The 14,060-nt window shown below is 68.8% G+C and carries 10 protein-coding genes; 4 read left to right on the top strand and 6 right to left on the bottom strand.

Going from position 1 to position 14,060, the window contains the following annotated elements; genetic code table 11:
- Nucleotides 1–2: 2 nt before the first annotated feature.
- Nucleotides 3–1,217, top strand: coding sequence for a DUF6923 family protein (locus ACFWMR_RS11890; RefSeq protein WP_378378351.1), 1,215 nt, complete (start codon nucleotides 3–5; stop codon nucleotides 1,215–1,217).
- 1 nt (nucleotide 1,218) lies between these two features.
- Here the strand turns inward: ACFWMR_RS11890 and ACFWMR_RS11885 are convergent, their stop codons facing one another.
- Entirely contained in the window at nucleotides 1,219–2,235 is a 1,017-nt protein-coding gene (locus ACFWMR_RS11885; protein ID WP_378378350.1) for an autoinducer 2 ABC transporter substrate-binding protein, read from the bottom strand.
- A 269-nt stretch (nucleotides 2,236–2,504) separates the two neighbouring features.
- Between ACFWMR_RS11885 and ACFWMR_RS11880 the strand changes: the two genes are divergently transcribed.
- Nucleotides 2,505–2,969, top strand: a complete 465-nt coding sequence (locus ACFWMR_RS11880) for a DUF4396 domain-containing protein (protein ID WP_378378386.1) — start codon at nucleotides 2,505–2,507, stop codon at nucleotides 2,967–2,969.
- Nucleotides 2,970–3,436: 467 nt separating this feature from the next.
- Here ACFWMR_RS11880 and ACFWMR_RS11875 read toward each other — a convergent pair whose 3' ends face one another.
- The 3 genes from ACFWMR_RS11875 to ACFWMR_RS11865 all read right to left on the bottom strand — a co-directional run bounded on the left by ACFWMR_RS11875 (nucleotide 3,437) and on the right by ACFWMR_RS11865 (nucleotide 9,122).
- On the bottom strand, nucleotides 3,437–4,645 hold the full coding sequence (locus ACFWMR_RS11875; RefSeq protein ID WP_378378385.1) for a glycoside hydrolase family 88 protein: 1,209 nt from the start codon (nucleotides 4,643–4,645) through the stop codon (nucleotides 3,437–3,439).
- Nucleotides 4,646–4,812: 167 nt separating this feature from the next.
- Complete coding sequence (locus tag ACFWMR_RS11870; protein WP_093936042.1) at nucleotides 4,813–6,036, bottom strand: hypothetical protein; 1,224 nt, start codon at nucleotides 6,034–6,036, stop codon at nucleotides 4,813–4,815.
- 134 nt (nucleotides 6,037–6,170) lie between these two features.
- Entirely contained in the window at nucleotides 6,171–9,122 is a 2,952-nt protein-coding gene (locus ACFWMR_RS11865; protein WP_093936043.1) for an AfsR/SARP family transcriptional regulator, read from the bottom strand.
- 141 nt (nucleotides 9,123–9,263) lie between these two features.
- On the opposite strand from ACFWMR_RS11865, the gene ACFWMR_RS11860 reads away from it, so the two are divergent.
- Both ACFWMR_RS11860 and ACFWMR_RS11855 read left to right on the top strand, forming a co-directional pair.
- Nucleotides 9,264–9,920, top strand: a complete 657-nt coding sequence (locus tag ACFWMR_RS11860) for a hypothetical protein (RefSeq protein WP_093936044.1) — start codon at nucleotides 9,264–9,266, stop codon at nucleotides 9,918–9,920.
- 43 nt (nucleotides 9,921–9,963) lie between these two features.
- Nucleotides 9,964–11,535 (top strand): alkaline phosphatase D family protein, encoded by a 1,572-nt coding sequence (locus ACFWMR_RS11855; protein ID WP_378378349.1) that lies wholly within the window; start codon nucleotides 9,964–9,966, stop codon nucleotides 11,533–11,535.
- A 106-nt stretch (nucleotides 11,536–11,641) separates the two neighbouring features.
- Here ACFWMR_RS11855 and ACFWMR_RS11850 read toward each other — a convergent pair whose 3' ends face one another.
- Both ACFWMR_RS11850 and ACFWMR_RS11845 read right to left on the bottom strand, forming a co-directional pair.
- The gene (locus tag ACFWMR_RS11850) at nucleotides 11,642–12,646 is read right to left on the bottom strand and encodes a winged helix-turn-helix domain-containing protein (RefSeq protein WP_378378348.1); all 1,005 of its coding nucleotides are present in this window, start codon (nucleotides 12,644–12,646) and stop codon (nucleotides 11,642–11,644) included.
- Between the two features lie 144 nt (nucleotides 12,647–12,790).
- Entirely contained in the window at nucleotides 12,791–13,951 is a 1,161-nt protein-coding gene (locus tag ACFWMR_RS11845) for a glycoside hydrolase family 88/105 protein (RefSeq protein WP_378378347.1), read from the bottom strand.
- Nucleotides 13,952–14,060: the final 109 nt, after the last annotated feature.

Below are 14,060 nucleotides of genomic sequence, written 5' to 3'. Positions count from 1 at the left end.
GGGTGACGCGGGCGGCGGCGACGGCGGCCGTCGCCGGCTTGGTCGGCGCGTCGGCGCTGCTGGCGCCGATGGCCGCGCGGGCCGCGGAGTCCTGCCTGGTGGTGCAGGCGGAGACCGGCTCGTACGGGAAGTCGAAGCTGCGGTGGATCGACGTCGGCTCGGGAACCACGTCGCGGGTGACCGAACCGGGGTACCGGCTCAACGCGCTCGGCTACTCCGCGACGCGGGATCTGGTCTTCGGTGTCGCGGAAGGACTCAGCCGCGGCGCGCACGCGGTGACGATCGACCGCGACGGGCGCACCCAGGATCTCGGCCCGATCACCCGCGCCGGGAACCGGCTGCCGGTGTGGAGTCCCGTCGCCGGGGTGACCGCCGGCGCGATCGGCGGGAATTCCTGGTACCTGCTGCGGAACGGCACACTGTACACAGTGGACCTGACACCGGGGGAGCGGTTCCTGCGGGTGGTCCGGACGGCGTTCCTGCGGCCGATCAGCCTCGCCCACGACGTCAACGATTTCGCCTACCACAACGGACTGCTCTACGGCGTTTCCACCACCTGGCGCGGAAAAGGCGCCGTGATCACCATCGACCCGGCGTCCGGCAAGGTCCGTGAGGCCGAAGACGCCCGGTTCCCACCCGCCGACGTCTACGGCTCCGTCGTGCTCGCGCGTGACGGTGCCCTGTACGCCACGGCGAACCGGATCGGCGGCCGCAGCGTGCTGTACCGGCTGGACCGCGACGGGGAGGTGACCGAGGTGCGTTCGGGTCCGCCACTGGCGGGTTCGGACGCCGCCGGCTGTCTCATCGCGCCTCCCGAGCCACCGAAACCCGAGCCGCCCAAGCCCACACCCACTCCGACACCTTCGCCTACGCCTACGCCGTCTCCCAATCCCACCCCGACTCCGACTCCCACACCTACCCCGACTCCCTCGCCGACCCAGTCGCCCAGCCCGACTCCGTCGTCGAGTCCTGGCCCGACGCCGACGTCCTCCCCGAGTTCGCCGCCGCCTACGTCGGCACCCCCGCGCGTGGTGGTCCCGCCGCCCGCGCCGGTGCCGACGAAGCCGTCTCGCGGTGCCGCGCCCAAGGAGAAGAAGACGGCGGCGCAGGCCGACCCGCACGCCCGCACGAAGGAGAAGCGGCGGTGGGGATTGACCGCGCTGGTCCTGATCCTCGGCGGGGGAGCGGCGGCGGGTGCCGTGCGGCGGGCCCGGTGAGTCAGTACTTGAACTGGTCGACGTTCTCGCGCGTGATCAGCAGCGGGTCGCCCAGCAGGACGGTCTTCCGGTTCTCTTCGTACTTGATCGCCGGGAGTTCGAGGTTGACTTTGTTCGACGGGGTGAGCCGTTTGCCCTCGGCGACCTGTTTGCCCGCCCAGGCGGTGAGGTAGCCGAGCGATTCGACGTTCCACAGCACCGAAAGCGACGCGGAACCGTCCAGCAGGTACGGCTTGATGGCCTGCGGTGTCCCGACGCCGACGGTGAAGACGCGGCCGATCTTCTGCTGTGAGCGGACCGCCTCGGCGACCCCGGGCGCGGACGTCGTGCACTCGCCGACCAGGCCGGTGAGGTCCGGGTACTTGGTCATCAGGTCCTTGGCCAGGGTGGTGGCGTTGTCCTTGTCCTCACCGGCGTAGACCGTCTCGACGAGCTGCGCATGGGGATACTCCGTAGCGGTATACGCACGCTGAACGGCGATCCACGCGTTGAGGTTCTCGGCGGTCTCGCCACAGGAGACGATCGCGTACTTGCCCGCGCCGCCCATCTTCTTCATCAGCGCGTCGGTGAGCGCTCTGCCGATACCCTCCGGGGTCGCCTGGTTGACGAAGAGCTCGCGATCGGTGCCGGGCGCGTCGGTGTCCGAAGTGATCACATGGACACCCTTGGCGCGCGCGTCGGTGATCGCGGGCGCGATGGCCCTCGGATCGTTCGGCGCGATCGCGATGACGTCGACGCGCTGGTCGACAAGGGTTCGCACGATGGAGACCTGCGCCGCGGGGTCCACCGTGGTCGGACCGGTCGAGCTCCATTCGACACCGAGCTGCTTGGCCGCGGCGCGCCCGCCGGCGTTCATCGCCTCGAAGTACGGGATGCCCGCGACCTTCGGCACGAACGCGATCCGGATCGGTTTCGCGGCCATCCCCTCGGGTTCGTCACCGCCGCAGCCGGTCAGCCCGAACACCATGCCCAAAGCGAGCACAGTGGCCACGACGAGCGTCTTCGTCGGCCCTCGCATCTCCACCCCAAAGTCACGGAACTACCTGAAAACAGCCGATCGGTCTGCGCGCGGTGGAGACCTCCGGCGAAACTAAGGTCTTCGGTTACCCCGGTCAACCGGATGAGCGCAAAGGGTTACTGAAGTGAGTTCATCGACCTGGGCTGATTACCGGGTCGGCCTACGGGGGTGACGCTGAGCGATCGGGAGACGCGGATCACTGAGCCGTAAATACGGGCGGGGGGTATATTCCCCGCATGAACGAGACACGGCATGGAGCAAGCTGGTCGATGGCGGCGTCGGCGACCCTGCACTGCCTCACCGGCTGTGCGATCGGTGAGGTCCTCGGCATGGTGATCGGCACGGCGCTCGGCCTGCACAACGCGGGGACGATCGTGCTCTCGGTCGCGCTCGCCTTCGTCTTCGGCTACGCGCTGACCATGCGCGGCGTGCTGAAGTCGGGCCTCGCGTTCGGCGCCGCGCTCAAGGTGGCGCTGGCCGCCGACACCGTGTCGATCGCGGTCATGGAGATCGTCGACAACGGGGTCATGGTGGTGGTGCCGGGCGCCATGGACGCCGGGCTGGGGAGCTTCCTGTTCTGGGGCGCGCTGGCGTTCTCGCTGGCCGTCGCGTTCGTGCTGACGGTGCCGGTGAACAAGTGGATGATCGGTCGCGGACTGGGGCACGCGAAGGTGCACGCTCACCACGGTGGGCACGAAGGACACAGTGGGCACGAAGGTCACCACGCGCACTGAGTCGGGTTGGTCGTGAGTGGTAAGTGTCGCTGGGGCGGATCGGCATTCACCGACCTACGCCTGACCTGCGCGAGGGTGGCGGTTCCCCCGTCGACCGCACCGGCCTCCAGTATCGGCATCACTCGACCGCCGATCACACCAGCGGGTAGGTAAATACAAAGTCCGTCAGAACGACACTTACCACTCGCGAGGCCCGGCCGAAGGGATGCCGCCGGAGGTCGTGGGTGTTGTGAAAGCCACTTTCGAGACATCTGGTGTCCCGAAAGTGGCTTTCGCGACACCTGAAGTTGGTGCGCGAGCGAGCGCCGCGGCCGCCCTGTCGCGCCGCGCGAGTGGTCACCTGGTCGCGATCGTCGCCAGGTGGCGCATGCGGTGTCGTGAAAGCCACTTTCGCAACCTTCAACGTTGCGAAAGCCACTTTCGCAACCCGTCCGCGCGGCCCCGAAGCGCCGAGCGGGCATCACGCGTCAGACGATCGAGAGGTCGATCGCCTTCTCGATCTCCTTCGGCATCAGCACCCGAAGGATGCCCTCCAGCAGGTAGTAGTCGCCGTAAGGCAACGAGACCTCGACGCCGTCCTCGGCCGGACGGTTGCGCGTGCCTCGCGCCATGATCGCCTCGGCGCGGGTGGACTTCGTGGTCAGGCAGGTGTCGCACAACGCGGTGAGGATCCGGATCGCCGCCTCGCGGTATTGCGGCCGGTTCGCGACCTTCGCCAGGTCGAGCAGGCCGCACGCCATCACGGCGCCGGCGGAGGAGTCCTTGATGTCGTGCGGCGCTTGCGGCGCGAGGTAGTCCCACACCGGCACGTTGTCCGGCGTCAGGGCTCGGAGCGCGAAGTCGGCGAGGCGCTGCGCGGTCCGCAGGAACAGCGGGTCGCCGGAACGCCGGTACATCGTGGTGAATCCGTAGATCGCCCAGGCCTGACCGCGCGACCAGCAGGACGTCGGGCTGTAGCCCTGCACGGAGTTCGGGCCGATCTCGGCGCCGGTGTCCGGGTCGAAGTCGAATACGTGCGGGGTCGAACCGTCCGGGCGAACGAAGACCCGTTCGGTGGTCTTCGCGTGCGAGATCGCGATGTCGAGGTACTTCCGGTCACCGGTCTGCTTGCTCGCGAAGGTCAGCAGGTCCAGGTTCATCATCGTGTCGACGATGACCCGCCCGGCGTTGCCCGGTGTGCCGAGCGCGCCCCACGCCCGGATGAATTTCCCTTTTTCGTTGTAGCGCCGGCTGAGCGACGCGGCGGCGTTGAGCGCGCCGGTGCGCCATTTCTCGTCGCCGGTGAGCCGCCAGCCGGTCACCCAGGACGGGTAGAACAGGAATCCGAGATCGTGATCGCTCGTTTCGTACTGACGCGGCGCGAGCTTTTCCGCGGACGCCGCCGCGAGGGTCCGGAATCGCGGATCGCCGCTGTAGATCGAGGCGAGCCACAACGTTCCCGGCCAGAAACCGCCGATCCAGCCACCTTTCGCGGAATAGGTCCATTTCTCGAACCGGGTGATCTCCGGAAAGGTCGTCACGCCGGGAGCGACGGCTCGCAGTTTGGTCACCGCGTAGTCGGCGGCCCGGCGGAAAGTCCTTGGCGCGTCGGCCGCACTGGCGGCCGGGGCGATCGCCGTCGCCGCGACGGCGGCTCCGGCAGCGGTAGTCAGCAGGGTTCGCCGGGAAACGCTCACAATGCCCGCCATTCGTCAGTGGGAAATGCGTCACGGGAGTTTCGCACGACGATTACGCGCTTGTGAAGACCATTCATGGTTGTGAATAGGAGCGCCGATCAGCGGCACATAAAAGGGCGAAGGCCCGGCGTTATGGGGTACGCCGGGCCTTCGCGATCAGGAGTGCGTCAGCACTTCGGTGCGACCGGCAGATCCGAACCGGTCTGCAGGTAGGTGTCGGAGATGTAGTGCCCCGGGCCGATCCGGTCCCAGATGTTGCTGGTGCCGAACTTGCCGGTGACGGTGTCGCCCTCGACGTAGCATTCGATGTTGACCTTGGCGTAGTTCGCCGCGAGGCCCTTGATCGCCGCGCTCGTGCTCGCCGACGCCCGGACGTTCATCGGGTCGCCCGCCGTGCTGACGACGCCGGTCGGGCCGGAGCCGGTCCACAGGTAGGAGACGTTGACCCAGCCGTTGTCGGTCATCTTCAGGCCGTCCCAGAAGGTGCCGTCCGCGAGGTCGATCCCCGCCGGGTTCGCCACCTTGCGGCCGAACTCGTCCTTGCCGCCGTTGTAGCCGTCCTGGTACGCGGCCTGCGCCTCGGGCTTGCCCTGCGGCAGGTTCTTCCACATCTGACGGGTGGCCGACGGGTTCCAGTAGTCGTCCTTGGTGTTCCACGGGCCGACGTCCCACACCGGCGCGTACTCGCAGCGGCTGTTGTCGGTGCGGCAGATCCGCACGGTGTAGTTGCCGGTGTTCTTCGGCGCGAGACCGCGGCCCGAGGGCAGGGCGACGAAGTGGTCGCGGGACTTGATCACGTGCCCGTTGGCGGTGGTGCCGCCGACGAGACCTTCGCGGGTGCCGAACACCTTGTACGTCAGCGGGGCCGCCGCCGCGCCGATCGCGTTGACCTGCGGGCCGAGCTCACCCTGGAGGGTGACGTCGCTGACCTTCGCGGTCACGCCGTCGTTCACGGTACGCAGTCCGATGCGGACCTGGACCGTGGAGACCGAAGTGGACAGCTGCGCGGCGCCACCCTCGGTGGGCGTCCACTCCGTCCAGTCGTTCGAGTTGAGCTTGCCGCGGACGTCGACCTCGACCTCGGTGCCCTTCGGCGCGTCGGCGGTCACCTGGGCGGTGACGCGGTTGACCGGCTTCCCGAGCTGCTGCTCGGCCAGCAGCAGGTAGCCCTGGCTGCCGATGGAGTCGGGTTTTCTGTGCCAGGCGGCGTTTTCCAGGCTGAGCACGCCGCCGTCACTGCGGACGTTGACGTCGTCACCATCCACAGTGGACAGATCGGCGCGCCAGGTTCCCTCAGGCGCCGCGTTCGCGGGGCCGGCGGCCAGCGCGGTGACCGCCCCCATGGCCAGCACGGCCGCCATCACACGGCGGGCCTTCACGGTCCGGACCATTCCGGTCTCCCTTCAAGCACTCTCGGTTGCTACGAAGGGAGCTTCTCCGGGACCTGTACACGATCGATACAAACGCGAATCGGCACCTGATCGCGGTGGGTGAACCCGCGTTCAGGTGCCGACTGGTGAAAGGGTCAGGCGCTCGCGGAGTCGCCGTAGGACGCTTCGGCGGACTCCTGCAAGCGCGAGGCGAGCGCGGATTCCTGTGGCCGCGCGGAAAGCTCCCGCCACAACGCCAGCGCGCGTTCCGAATAGGTCCGCGATCGCTCGGGCTGGCTGAGCGCCTCGTGCAGTTCCCCCAGCAACTGCGAGACCTCGGCCTCGGACCGGCGGTCCCCGTTGCGCCGGTGCACGCTCAGCGAATTGACCAGCAGCAGCTGCGCGTGCGCCAGATCGCCGCTGTGCAGATACAGCTCGCCGAGGTTCTGGTTCGCGTAGCCGACGCAATGGTCGTCGCCCAGTTCGTTGAAGATCGCGATGGCGCGGTCGACCCGTTCCCGCGCGCCCGCGAGATTGCCCTGATGCTGCCTCAGCATCGCGAGCCGCTTCAACGCGTGCGCCTCCCGGTGCCGGTCGCCGATCCGCGCGGACTGTTCGAGCGCTTCGGTGAACCACTGTTCCGCCTCGGGGAACCGGCGCCGGGCCAGCCACACCGCGCCGATCGCGATCCGCGAGACGGCCTCGCCGTGCGGGTCCCCGGCCGCCGAGAACTGGTCGAGCGCCTCGTGACAGCGCTCCAGCGCGACGGTGTCCTCGCCCTTGATCCGCAGCACGGTGCCGAGCCCGGCCAGCGCGATCGCCGCGCCCCGCGCCTCGCCGACCTTGTCGAACAGCAGTTGCGACTGCTCGAACGCGATCAGGGCCTCGGCGTAACTGTCCTGGTACAGCTGGACCTGGCCGAGGTTGCGCTGGATGATCGCCTCCCCGCGAAGCTCGCCGGACCGGCGAGCGGCGGCCAGCGCGACGGCGTGCGTGTGCAGCCAGTCGTCCTGGTGGCCGCGCTGGTCGAAGTACGGCGCCAGCGCGGCGGCTAGCCGCCAGGCCAGTCCGTCGAAGCCGAGGTCGGCGGCCAGCGAGACGGCGGCGACGCAGGTGTGCCGTTCGGCGGCGAACCACGCGGCCGGATCCTCGATCAGGTGCCCGGTTCCCGGCGGGAGGGCGGGCTGAACGGCCGTGTCGTCCCGGTAGAGCCCGAAGAAGTGGATCGGCATCCGGTCCGCGGCTTCGAGCGCGAGCGCGAGATACCCCTCCAGCACCCGTTTCGTGGCGTCGTGCGCCTTCGACGGGATGTCGTGCGCGCGCAGTTCGGCGGCGTAACACCGCAGCAGATCGTGCAGGCGGTAACGGGGCTCGCCGGTGCCGTCCGAGCCGCTGAGCTCGACGAGGTGGGCGTCCACGAGCACGTCGAGGACGTCGTCCGCGTGCGCGCGGCCGAGCAGGGCCGCGACCACCCAGGCGGGGAACTGGACCGAACCGAGTCCACCCAGGCCGCGGAACGCGCTCGCCGCCGACATCGGCAGCAGGTCGTAGCTGAGCGTGACACTGGCCCGGACGGCCAGATCACCGACACGGAGTTCGTCGAGTCTTCGTCTTTCGTCCCGAAGCCTGTCGGCCAGTACGCGCAGCGTCCAGCCCGGCCGGTGGGTCAGCTTCGCCCCGGCGACCCGGATCGCCAGCGGCAGATACCCGCAGTGGTGCAGGATCGCGGTCGCGGACTCCGGCTCCGCGGCGAGCCTGCCGGCGCCGACGATGCCTTCGAGCAGCTTCGCGGCTTCGGCCTCGGTCAGGAGGTCGACGTCGACCGGGGTGGCCCCGGCCAGATCCGGCATCCGCACCCGGCTGGTGATCAGCACCGCGCAGGCGCCCGCGCCGGGCAGGAGCGGCCGGACCTGCGCCGCGCTGCCGGCGTCGTCGAGGACGACGACCATCCGCAGCGTCGCCAGCCGGGATCGCAGCAGCGCCGCGCGTTCGGGAAGATCGCGCGGGAGCCCCGCGTCGGGGACGCCCAGTGCGCGGAGCAACTCGGCGAGCACGGTCATCGGGAGCCGGGGCGAGGACGACGTCCCGGCGAGATCGACGTGCAGCTGACCATCCGGGAAGTCCTCCCGGACCGCGTGCGCCACCCGGATCGCGACCGAGGACTTGCCGATCCCCGGCGCCCCCGAAAGCACCGCGATCGCGGGTTTCCCCTGCTCGCGACGGTTGCGGAAGAGGTCGACGAGCTCGCCGACCACCTCGTCGCGGCCGGTGAAGTCCGGCAGGTCCAGCGGCAACTGACAGACCGGCGCCGCGGGCCGGACGAGCGCGACGGCCACGGCGTCCGACGCCAGGGAAGGCGCCAAGACCAGCGAAGCCCGCAGCTCCCGCAGCCGCGGCCCTGGTTCAGTGCCGAGTTCTTCGGCCAGCACCTTCTCGGCCGTCTCGTAGGCCTCGATCGCGTCGGCCGTGCGGCCGTCGGCCCGCAACGCGACGATCAGCTGCTGCCAGAGTTCTTCGCGCAGGGGATGCTCGGTGACCAGGCCGCGCAGTTCGGCGACGGCTTCGGCGGTGCGGCCGAGGTCGATCCTCGCGCGCAGCCGCTGTTCCTGGACCGCGAGCCGCAATTCCGTCAGCCGGGCCACGGTCGCGCCCCAGCCGTGGTCGTGGGGGAGCCCTTCGAGGACTTCCCCGCGCCACAGCGCTTCGGCTTGGTCCAGCAGGTCGAGAGCGGATTCGGCTTCCCCACGGCCGAGCGCGTCCTGGGCGCGGGCGGCCAATTCGCCGAACCTGATGTGGTCGATCTCCCCAGGAGTGGCTTTGAGGATGTAGCCGGACGCCCGGCTGCCGATGCGTTCCCCCAGTTCGGGATCGTGGTCGGCGAGACGTTTGCGGAGTGAGTGGACGTAGGTGCGGATGTTCGCCGCCGCGGAACGCGGGGCCGACGAGGGCCACAAGACCTCGATCAGCAGTTCCGTGGAGACGACGACGTTGGGTTGAAGCAGGAGAGCGGCGAGCAGCAGACGGGGTTTGGGGCCGCCGAGCGGCACCACTTGTCCGTCCACCGCCACTTCGAGCGGACCGAGAACGCGAAACCCGAGAATAGTCACCTAAACCGCCAATACGGCAGGAGCCCCATATCCGCCGATAATATTGCCGTCCCGCCATGCTGGCTAGATCCATTCGCATGCATGTGCAGACACCTGCCCGGTTTGTACGTGATGTGTACGACGCCGGTCGACGCTGAAGTCATGAAGCGTTCAAGTGTCCGGCGGCTCGCCGGTTTCTTTCTCGTGCTGGCGACGGCGGGCGCCTTGGGCCTCGCCGGAGCGACTCCCGCGCTGGCCGCGGCCACCGGGACCGTGAAGACGGCGGGTGATCCGCTCAACGTGCGCCGCGCCCCGAGCACCACCTCGACCGCGGTGCGCACGGTGGCCAACGGGGCCTCGGTGACCATCGACTGTCAGACGATCGGGACCGAGGTCACCGGCCCGCTGGGCAAGACGACGTTGTGGGATTACGTCCCCGCGCTCGGTGGCTACATCTCGGACGGTTACGTCTACACGGGTTCCGATCAGCGGATCGCCCCCGACTGCGGGGTCGGGTCCGGCAGCGCCGAATGCTCCACCGGCGTCTGCGCCGGCGAGGGGCAGTTCCGTTCATCGGATGCTCATTTCCTGGTTTACGACAAGGACGCCGACGGCAAGTCCGCCGTGGTCGCCTACTGGCTGAAGGGTGGCGCCGGCCCGTTCTACGTCTGGGCTTCCGGCGGCAACGGCACCCACGTCGACAAGGCCGTCCCGGTCGCGAAGGGATCGTGGGTCTATTACAAGGTCTGCGTCGCCAACGCCGCCGCGAATCCGACGCTCGAAGCGTGCAGTGGCGGCATCACCGATTACGCCGCGTGAAATCCCTCCCCGTTCTTTCCCCACTTCGAAAGGTTGAATTTTCATGGGCCAGGTGAATCGGCGGGCGGTACTCCTCGGTGGAGCCGCGGCGGTTTCGGCGGCGGCGCTGTCGTCGACGGTGCCTTCGTGGGCGAACGCGAGAACCTTGGCGGCGGCGCCCGCCATCCGCGACCCGTTCCAGCTCGGTGTCGCCTCGGGTGACCCCCTGCCGGACAGTGTCGTGCTGTGGACGCGGCTCGCTCCCGCGCCGCTGAACCCCGACGGTTTCGGCGGAATGCCGGACGCTTCGTACACAGTGGACTGGGAAATCGCGAACGACCAGGCGTTCTCTTCGATCGCGCAGAAAGGCACCGCGACCGCGGCCCGCGCCTCCGGGCACAGCGTGCACATCGAACCGGTCGGACTCGAACCGGGACGTGAATACTTCTACCGTTTCAAGACCAGTGGCTACATTTCGCCGGTCGGCCGGACCCGGACCGCCCCCGCGGCCGGTGCCGCGGTCAATCAGCTGAAGTACTGCTTCTCCTCCTGCCAGCACTGGGAGGAGGGCTGGTACCACTCGTACAAGGGCATGCTCGCCGACAATCCGGAACTGGTGCTGTTCCTCGGCGACTACATGTACGAGAAGAAGTCCGGCCGCGCCGCCGCCGAACGGAATCCGCGCGCACTGGCCTTCACCGACGAGGTGAAGACGCTGGCGCAGTACCGCGCCCGGCACGCCCAGCACAAGACCGACGCCGACCTGCAGAACGCGCACGCGATGGCGCCGTGGATCGTGGTCTTCGACGACCACGAGGTGATGAACAACTGGAACGGCACCACCAGCCCGGCCACCGCGGACCGCAAGACGGCAGGCTTCCAGGCTTTCTACGAGAACATGCCGATCCGGTCCACCGCCAAGCCGAGCGGTGCGTCGATCCGCCTGTACCGGCAATTCGGCTGGGGCAACCTCGCGCGGTTCCACATGCTCGACACCCGGCAGTACCGCAGCGCGCAGGTGCCCGACCCCTCCGGTTCGGCGGGCCCGTCGTGCACCGACATGCGGTCGACGTCGCGCGGCATCCTGGGCACCGCGCAGGAAGCGTGGCTGCTGAAGGCGCTGGAGACGCAGCCGGCGAAGTGGGACTTCCTCGGCCAGCAGGTCTTCTTCGCCACCCGCGACGGTGACGGCAACAAGGCGACCTGTGAGAGTCCCGATTCCTGGCAGGGTTACGAGGCCTCCCGCGACCGGATCGCGAAGGGCATCGTGGACCGCAAGGTGCCGAACCCGATCGTGCTGACCGGCGACGTCCACCGGCACTGGGCGGCCGACCTGCGCCGCGACTACTTCAACCACAACGACCCGGTTTTCGGTTCGGAGCTGGTGACGACCTCGGTCACGAGCAACAGCGACACCGCGACCGACCCGTCGTCGACGTGGCTCTCGAACAACCCGCACATCAAGTACTGCCGGGGAAAGCGCGGCTACGTGCGGGTGACGGCGTCGCAAACGCAGATGCGGGCCGATTTCATGACGGTCTCGGACACCACCGAGTACGACTTCTCGAAGGTGACCCTGGCCGCGGACCGCAGTTATGTGGTGGAAGCCGGGAAGCCGGGGCTGCAGAAGGTCTAGGGACACCGCCGGGCTGAAAGCGTCCTTCGCCTCGTCTCACGCGGTGAAGGACGCTTTCCGCGCATCGCATGCGGTGAAAGTCCCCTTCGGCCCACCGCCGCGCCGGTCATGAGAGCAGGTCCACCAGCGCGTCACCGCGAGGCGTCCGGACCACGAGGACGACCTGACCCTCGCGGTGCCGCTGGATCAGGCCCGCCGAGACGAGCTGCTCGCAGTGGTACGTCGCGGTGCTCGCGGCACACGACAGGAGATTCGCGATCTCGCCCATCCGGGCGGGTTTCCCGAGGTGCCGCAGCAGTTTCGCGCGGTGGGCGCCGACGACGAGGTCGAGCCCGTCGACACCGGGAGCCGTTTCGTTCCTGCCGGTCTCGAGCAGGCCGTCCAGTCCCGGCAGGGGATAGCCGATCCAGATGGCGTCCTCTTCGTCGAAGTTGGACACCGCCGACCGGCAGCCCGCGAGCATCGGGACGAGGATCAGCTTGCGGCCGCGGGTGGTGTACCGCGCCGGTTCGGCGTCGGGCAGCAACAGGGAGCCGTTGCTGAACCGGAAATGGGGCCGCAGCAGGCCGAGCACCGCGTCGGTCCCGCCACGGACGGAGGCGACCCCGATCCGTTCGATCTCGCGGTCGAGCAGGGGCCTGGCCTTGGCCCACAGGTTCTCGGTCGCCAGCCGGGTCGCGGTGAAGGCGTCCGCGAGGGAGGCGACCCACCGTCTCGGATGGTCGGCGGCCTGCCGCCACTGCGCGGGCAACCGGTCCCCGAAGACCTCTTCGATGCCCTTCAGGACGTCGGCTTCGGTCAGGTCGCGCAGCATTTCCGCCTGCGCCGCGGCGGAGGAGTCCTCGCCGGGGCTGATCGGGACGATGAAGTCCGGCTGCACCGAAGTGCCCCGGCGGGCGAGCGCGCTCGCCGCGCGGTATCCCTGCTCGGGGATCGCCGAGCCGACCTGGCGGCGCCAGGCGGCGGGCAGGCCGCGGTCGTACCCGCCGACCACCTCGACGAGCATCGAAACCAATGAGACGTGCGGAGAAACCGTCACACCTACCGGGATCGTGCTGGTGTCACCGAGTTCGAGCCGGGTATAAGAAGCCTGGGTTGGCGTCTCGCGCATCCGGTCGTCCCTCCTGGGAGTGGGCGTCGCAGCGTGCGATGTTAGCGCCTCCCGTCAATACCCGGCACTGGCCCCGAAAACGGCCGAAGGACACTTTCCCCAGGTCGGGCGCGGGGAAGGTGTCCTTCGGCCGGGGCGGCGACCTCAGTGGGCGAGTTGCTCATTCATGATGAGGAACGCGCCGAGACCGTGGAAATCGTTGGTGTTGCGTTTACGTCCGTAGTAATACGCGGTGTCGCCGACATTGGTGCCCTCGGAGATGTTCGCGATGTCGGTCAATCCGTCGGATCCGGTCGAAACCTGCGACAGGACCCCGCGATAGCCCTTCGCGGCCACCGGTCCGTACTCCGCGCCGATGTAGCCGCGTTCCACGGCACGGGAGAGCAGGAAGGTGTACATCGCCGAGGCCGAGGTCTCCAGCCAGTTGTCCTTGTCGCCGCCCCGGTCGACGAGCTGGAACCAGCGGCCCGAAGCCCGGTCCTGCCAGCGGGTGTAGCCCGCGGCGAGGAACCGGACGATGTCGGCGAGACGCCGTCGTCTCGGGTGTCCGGCGGGCAGGGTTTCGAGGAGGTCGATCGCCGTCATGCCGAGCCAGCCGATCGCGCGGGCCCAGTGGTACTTCGAATGCCGTCCGGCGCCCGACGCCCACGGTTCCGAGCCGTCTTCGTCGTAAGCGTGGTAGAGCAGGCCCTTGGCGGGCGCCTTGAGCCGGTCGAAGTACACGAGGACGTTCTTCGCGGCCTCTTCGTAGCAGTAGCCGGGATCGCCGAAGGTCTTGCCGTAAAGCGCGAGGAACGGCTGCGCCATGTACACGCCGTCCGCCCACAGCTGCCCGGTCTTGCTCGTGGCGTGGAACATCCCGCCGTCGGACGTCCGGGGATAGGCCGGGAACCGGGCGCGCAGCTGGTCCGCCGCGGTCTTGTACTTCGCCTGCCCGGTTTCGGTGTACAGCAAGGGGAACATCTGTCCGGAGCGCATCGCGTCGAGATTGGTGAAACCGTTCGAGATCCCGCTTTCGGTGACGAACCGGTCGTACCAGGCGAGGATGTAGTCGAGGTAGGCCTGCTCGCCGGTGCGCCGGTACACCAGGTACTGGCCGTAGAGGTAGAGCCCGCGCGTGTAGCCCCAGCCGCCGAGGGTGGCCGGAGTCCAGCGCTTCATCGTCGAATCGACGACGGCCCGCGAAAGGTCCACCGGCGCCGCGCCCGCCACGCCGGGCAGGGCGAGCGCGCCGAGGGCGCCCGCGGTCCCCGCCAGTACCGTGCGCCGCGAAAGGCGTGCCGCGCGAAGAGGATCCGGTGACATTCGAGGCCCTTTCCTGCGCTGGGGAACGGCGATATTTCCTTGTGGGACAACGTCTACTCGCGTCTTCGACCTCGCGTCAAGAAAGATCCGATCTCTTCCCGCTGGGCGG

It is taken from the genome of Amycolatopsis thailandensis (genome assembly GCF_042723255.1).
Lineage (GTDB): Bacteria > Actinomycetota > Actinomycetes > Mycobacteriales > Pseudonocardiaceae > Amycolatopsis > Amycolatopsis thailandensis.
Note: the sequence above shows the minus strand (reverse complement) of the source record. Positions and strands in the feature narration are given on the sequence as shown.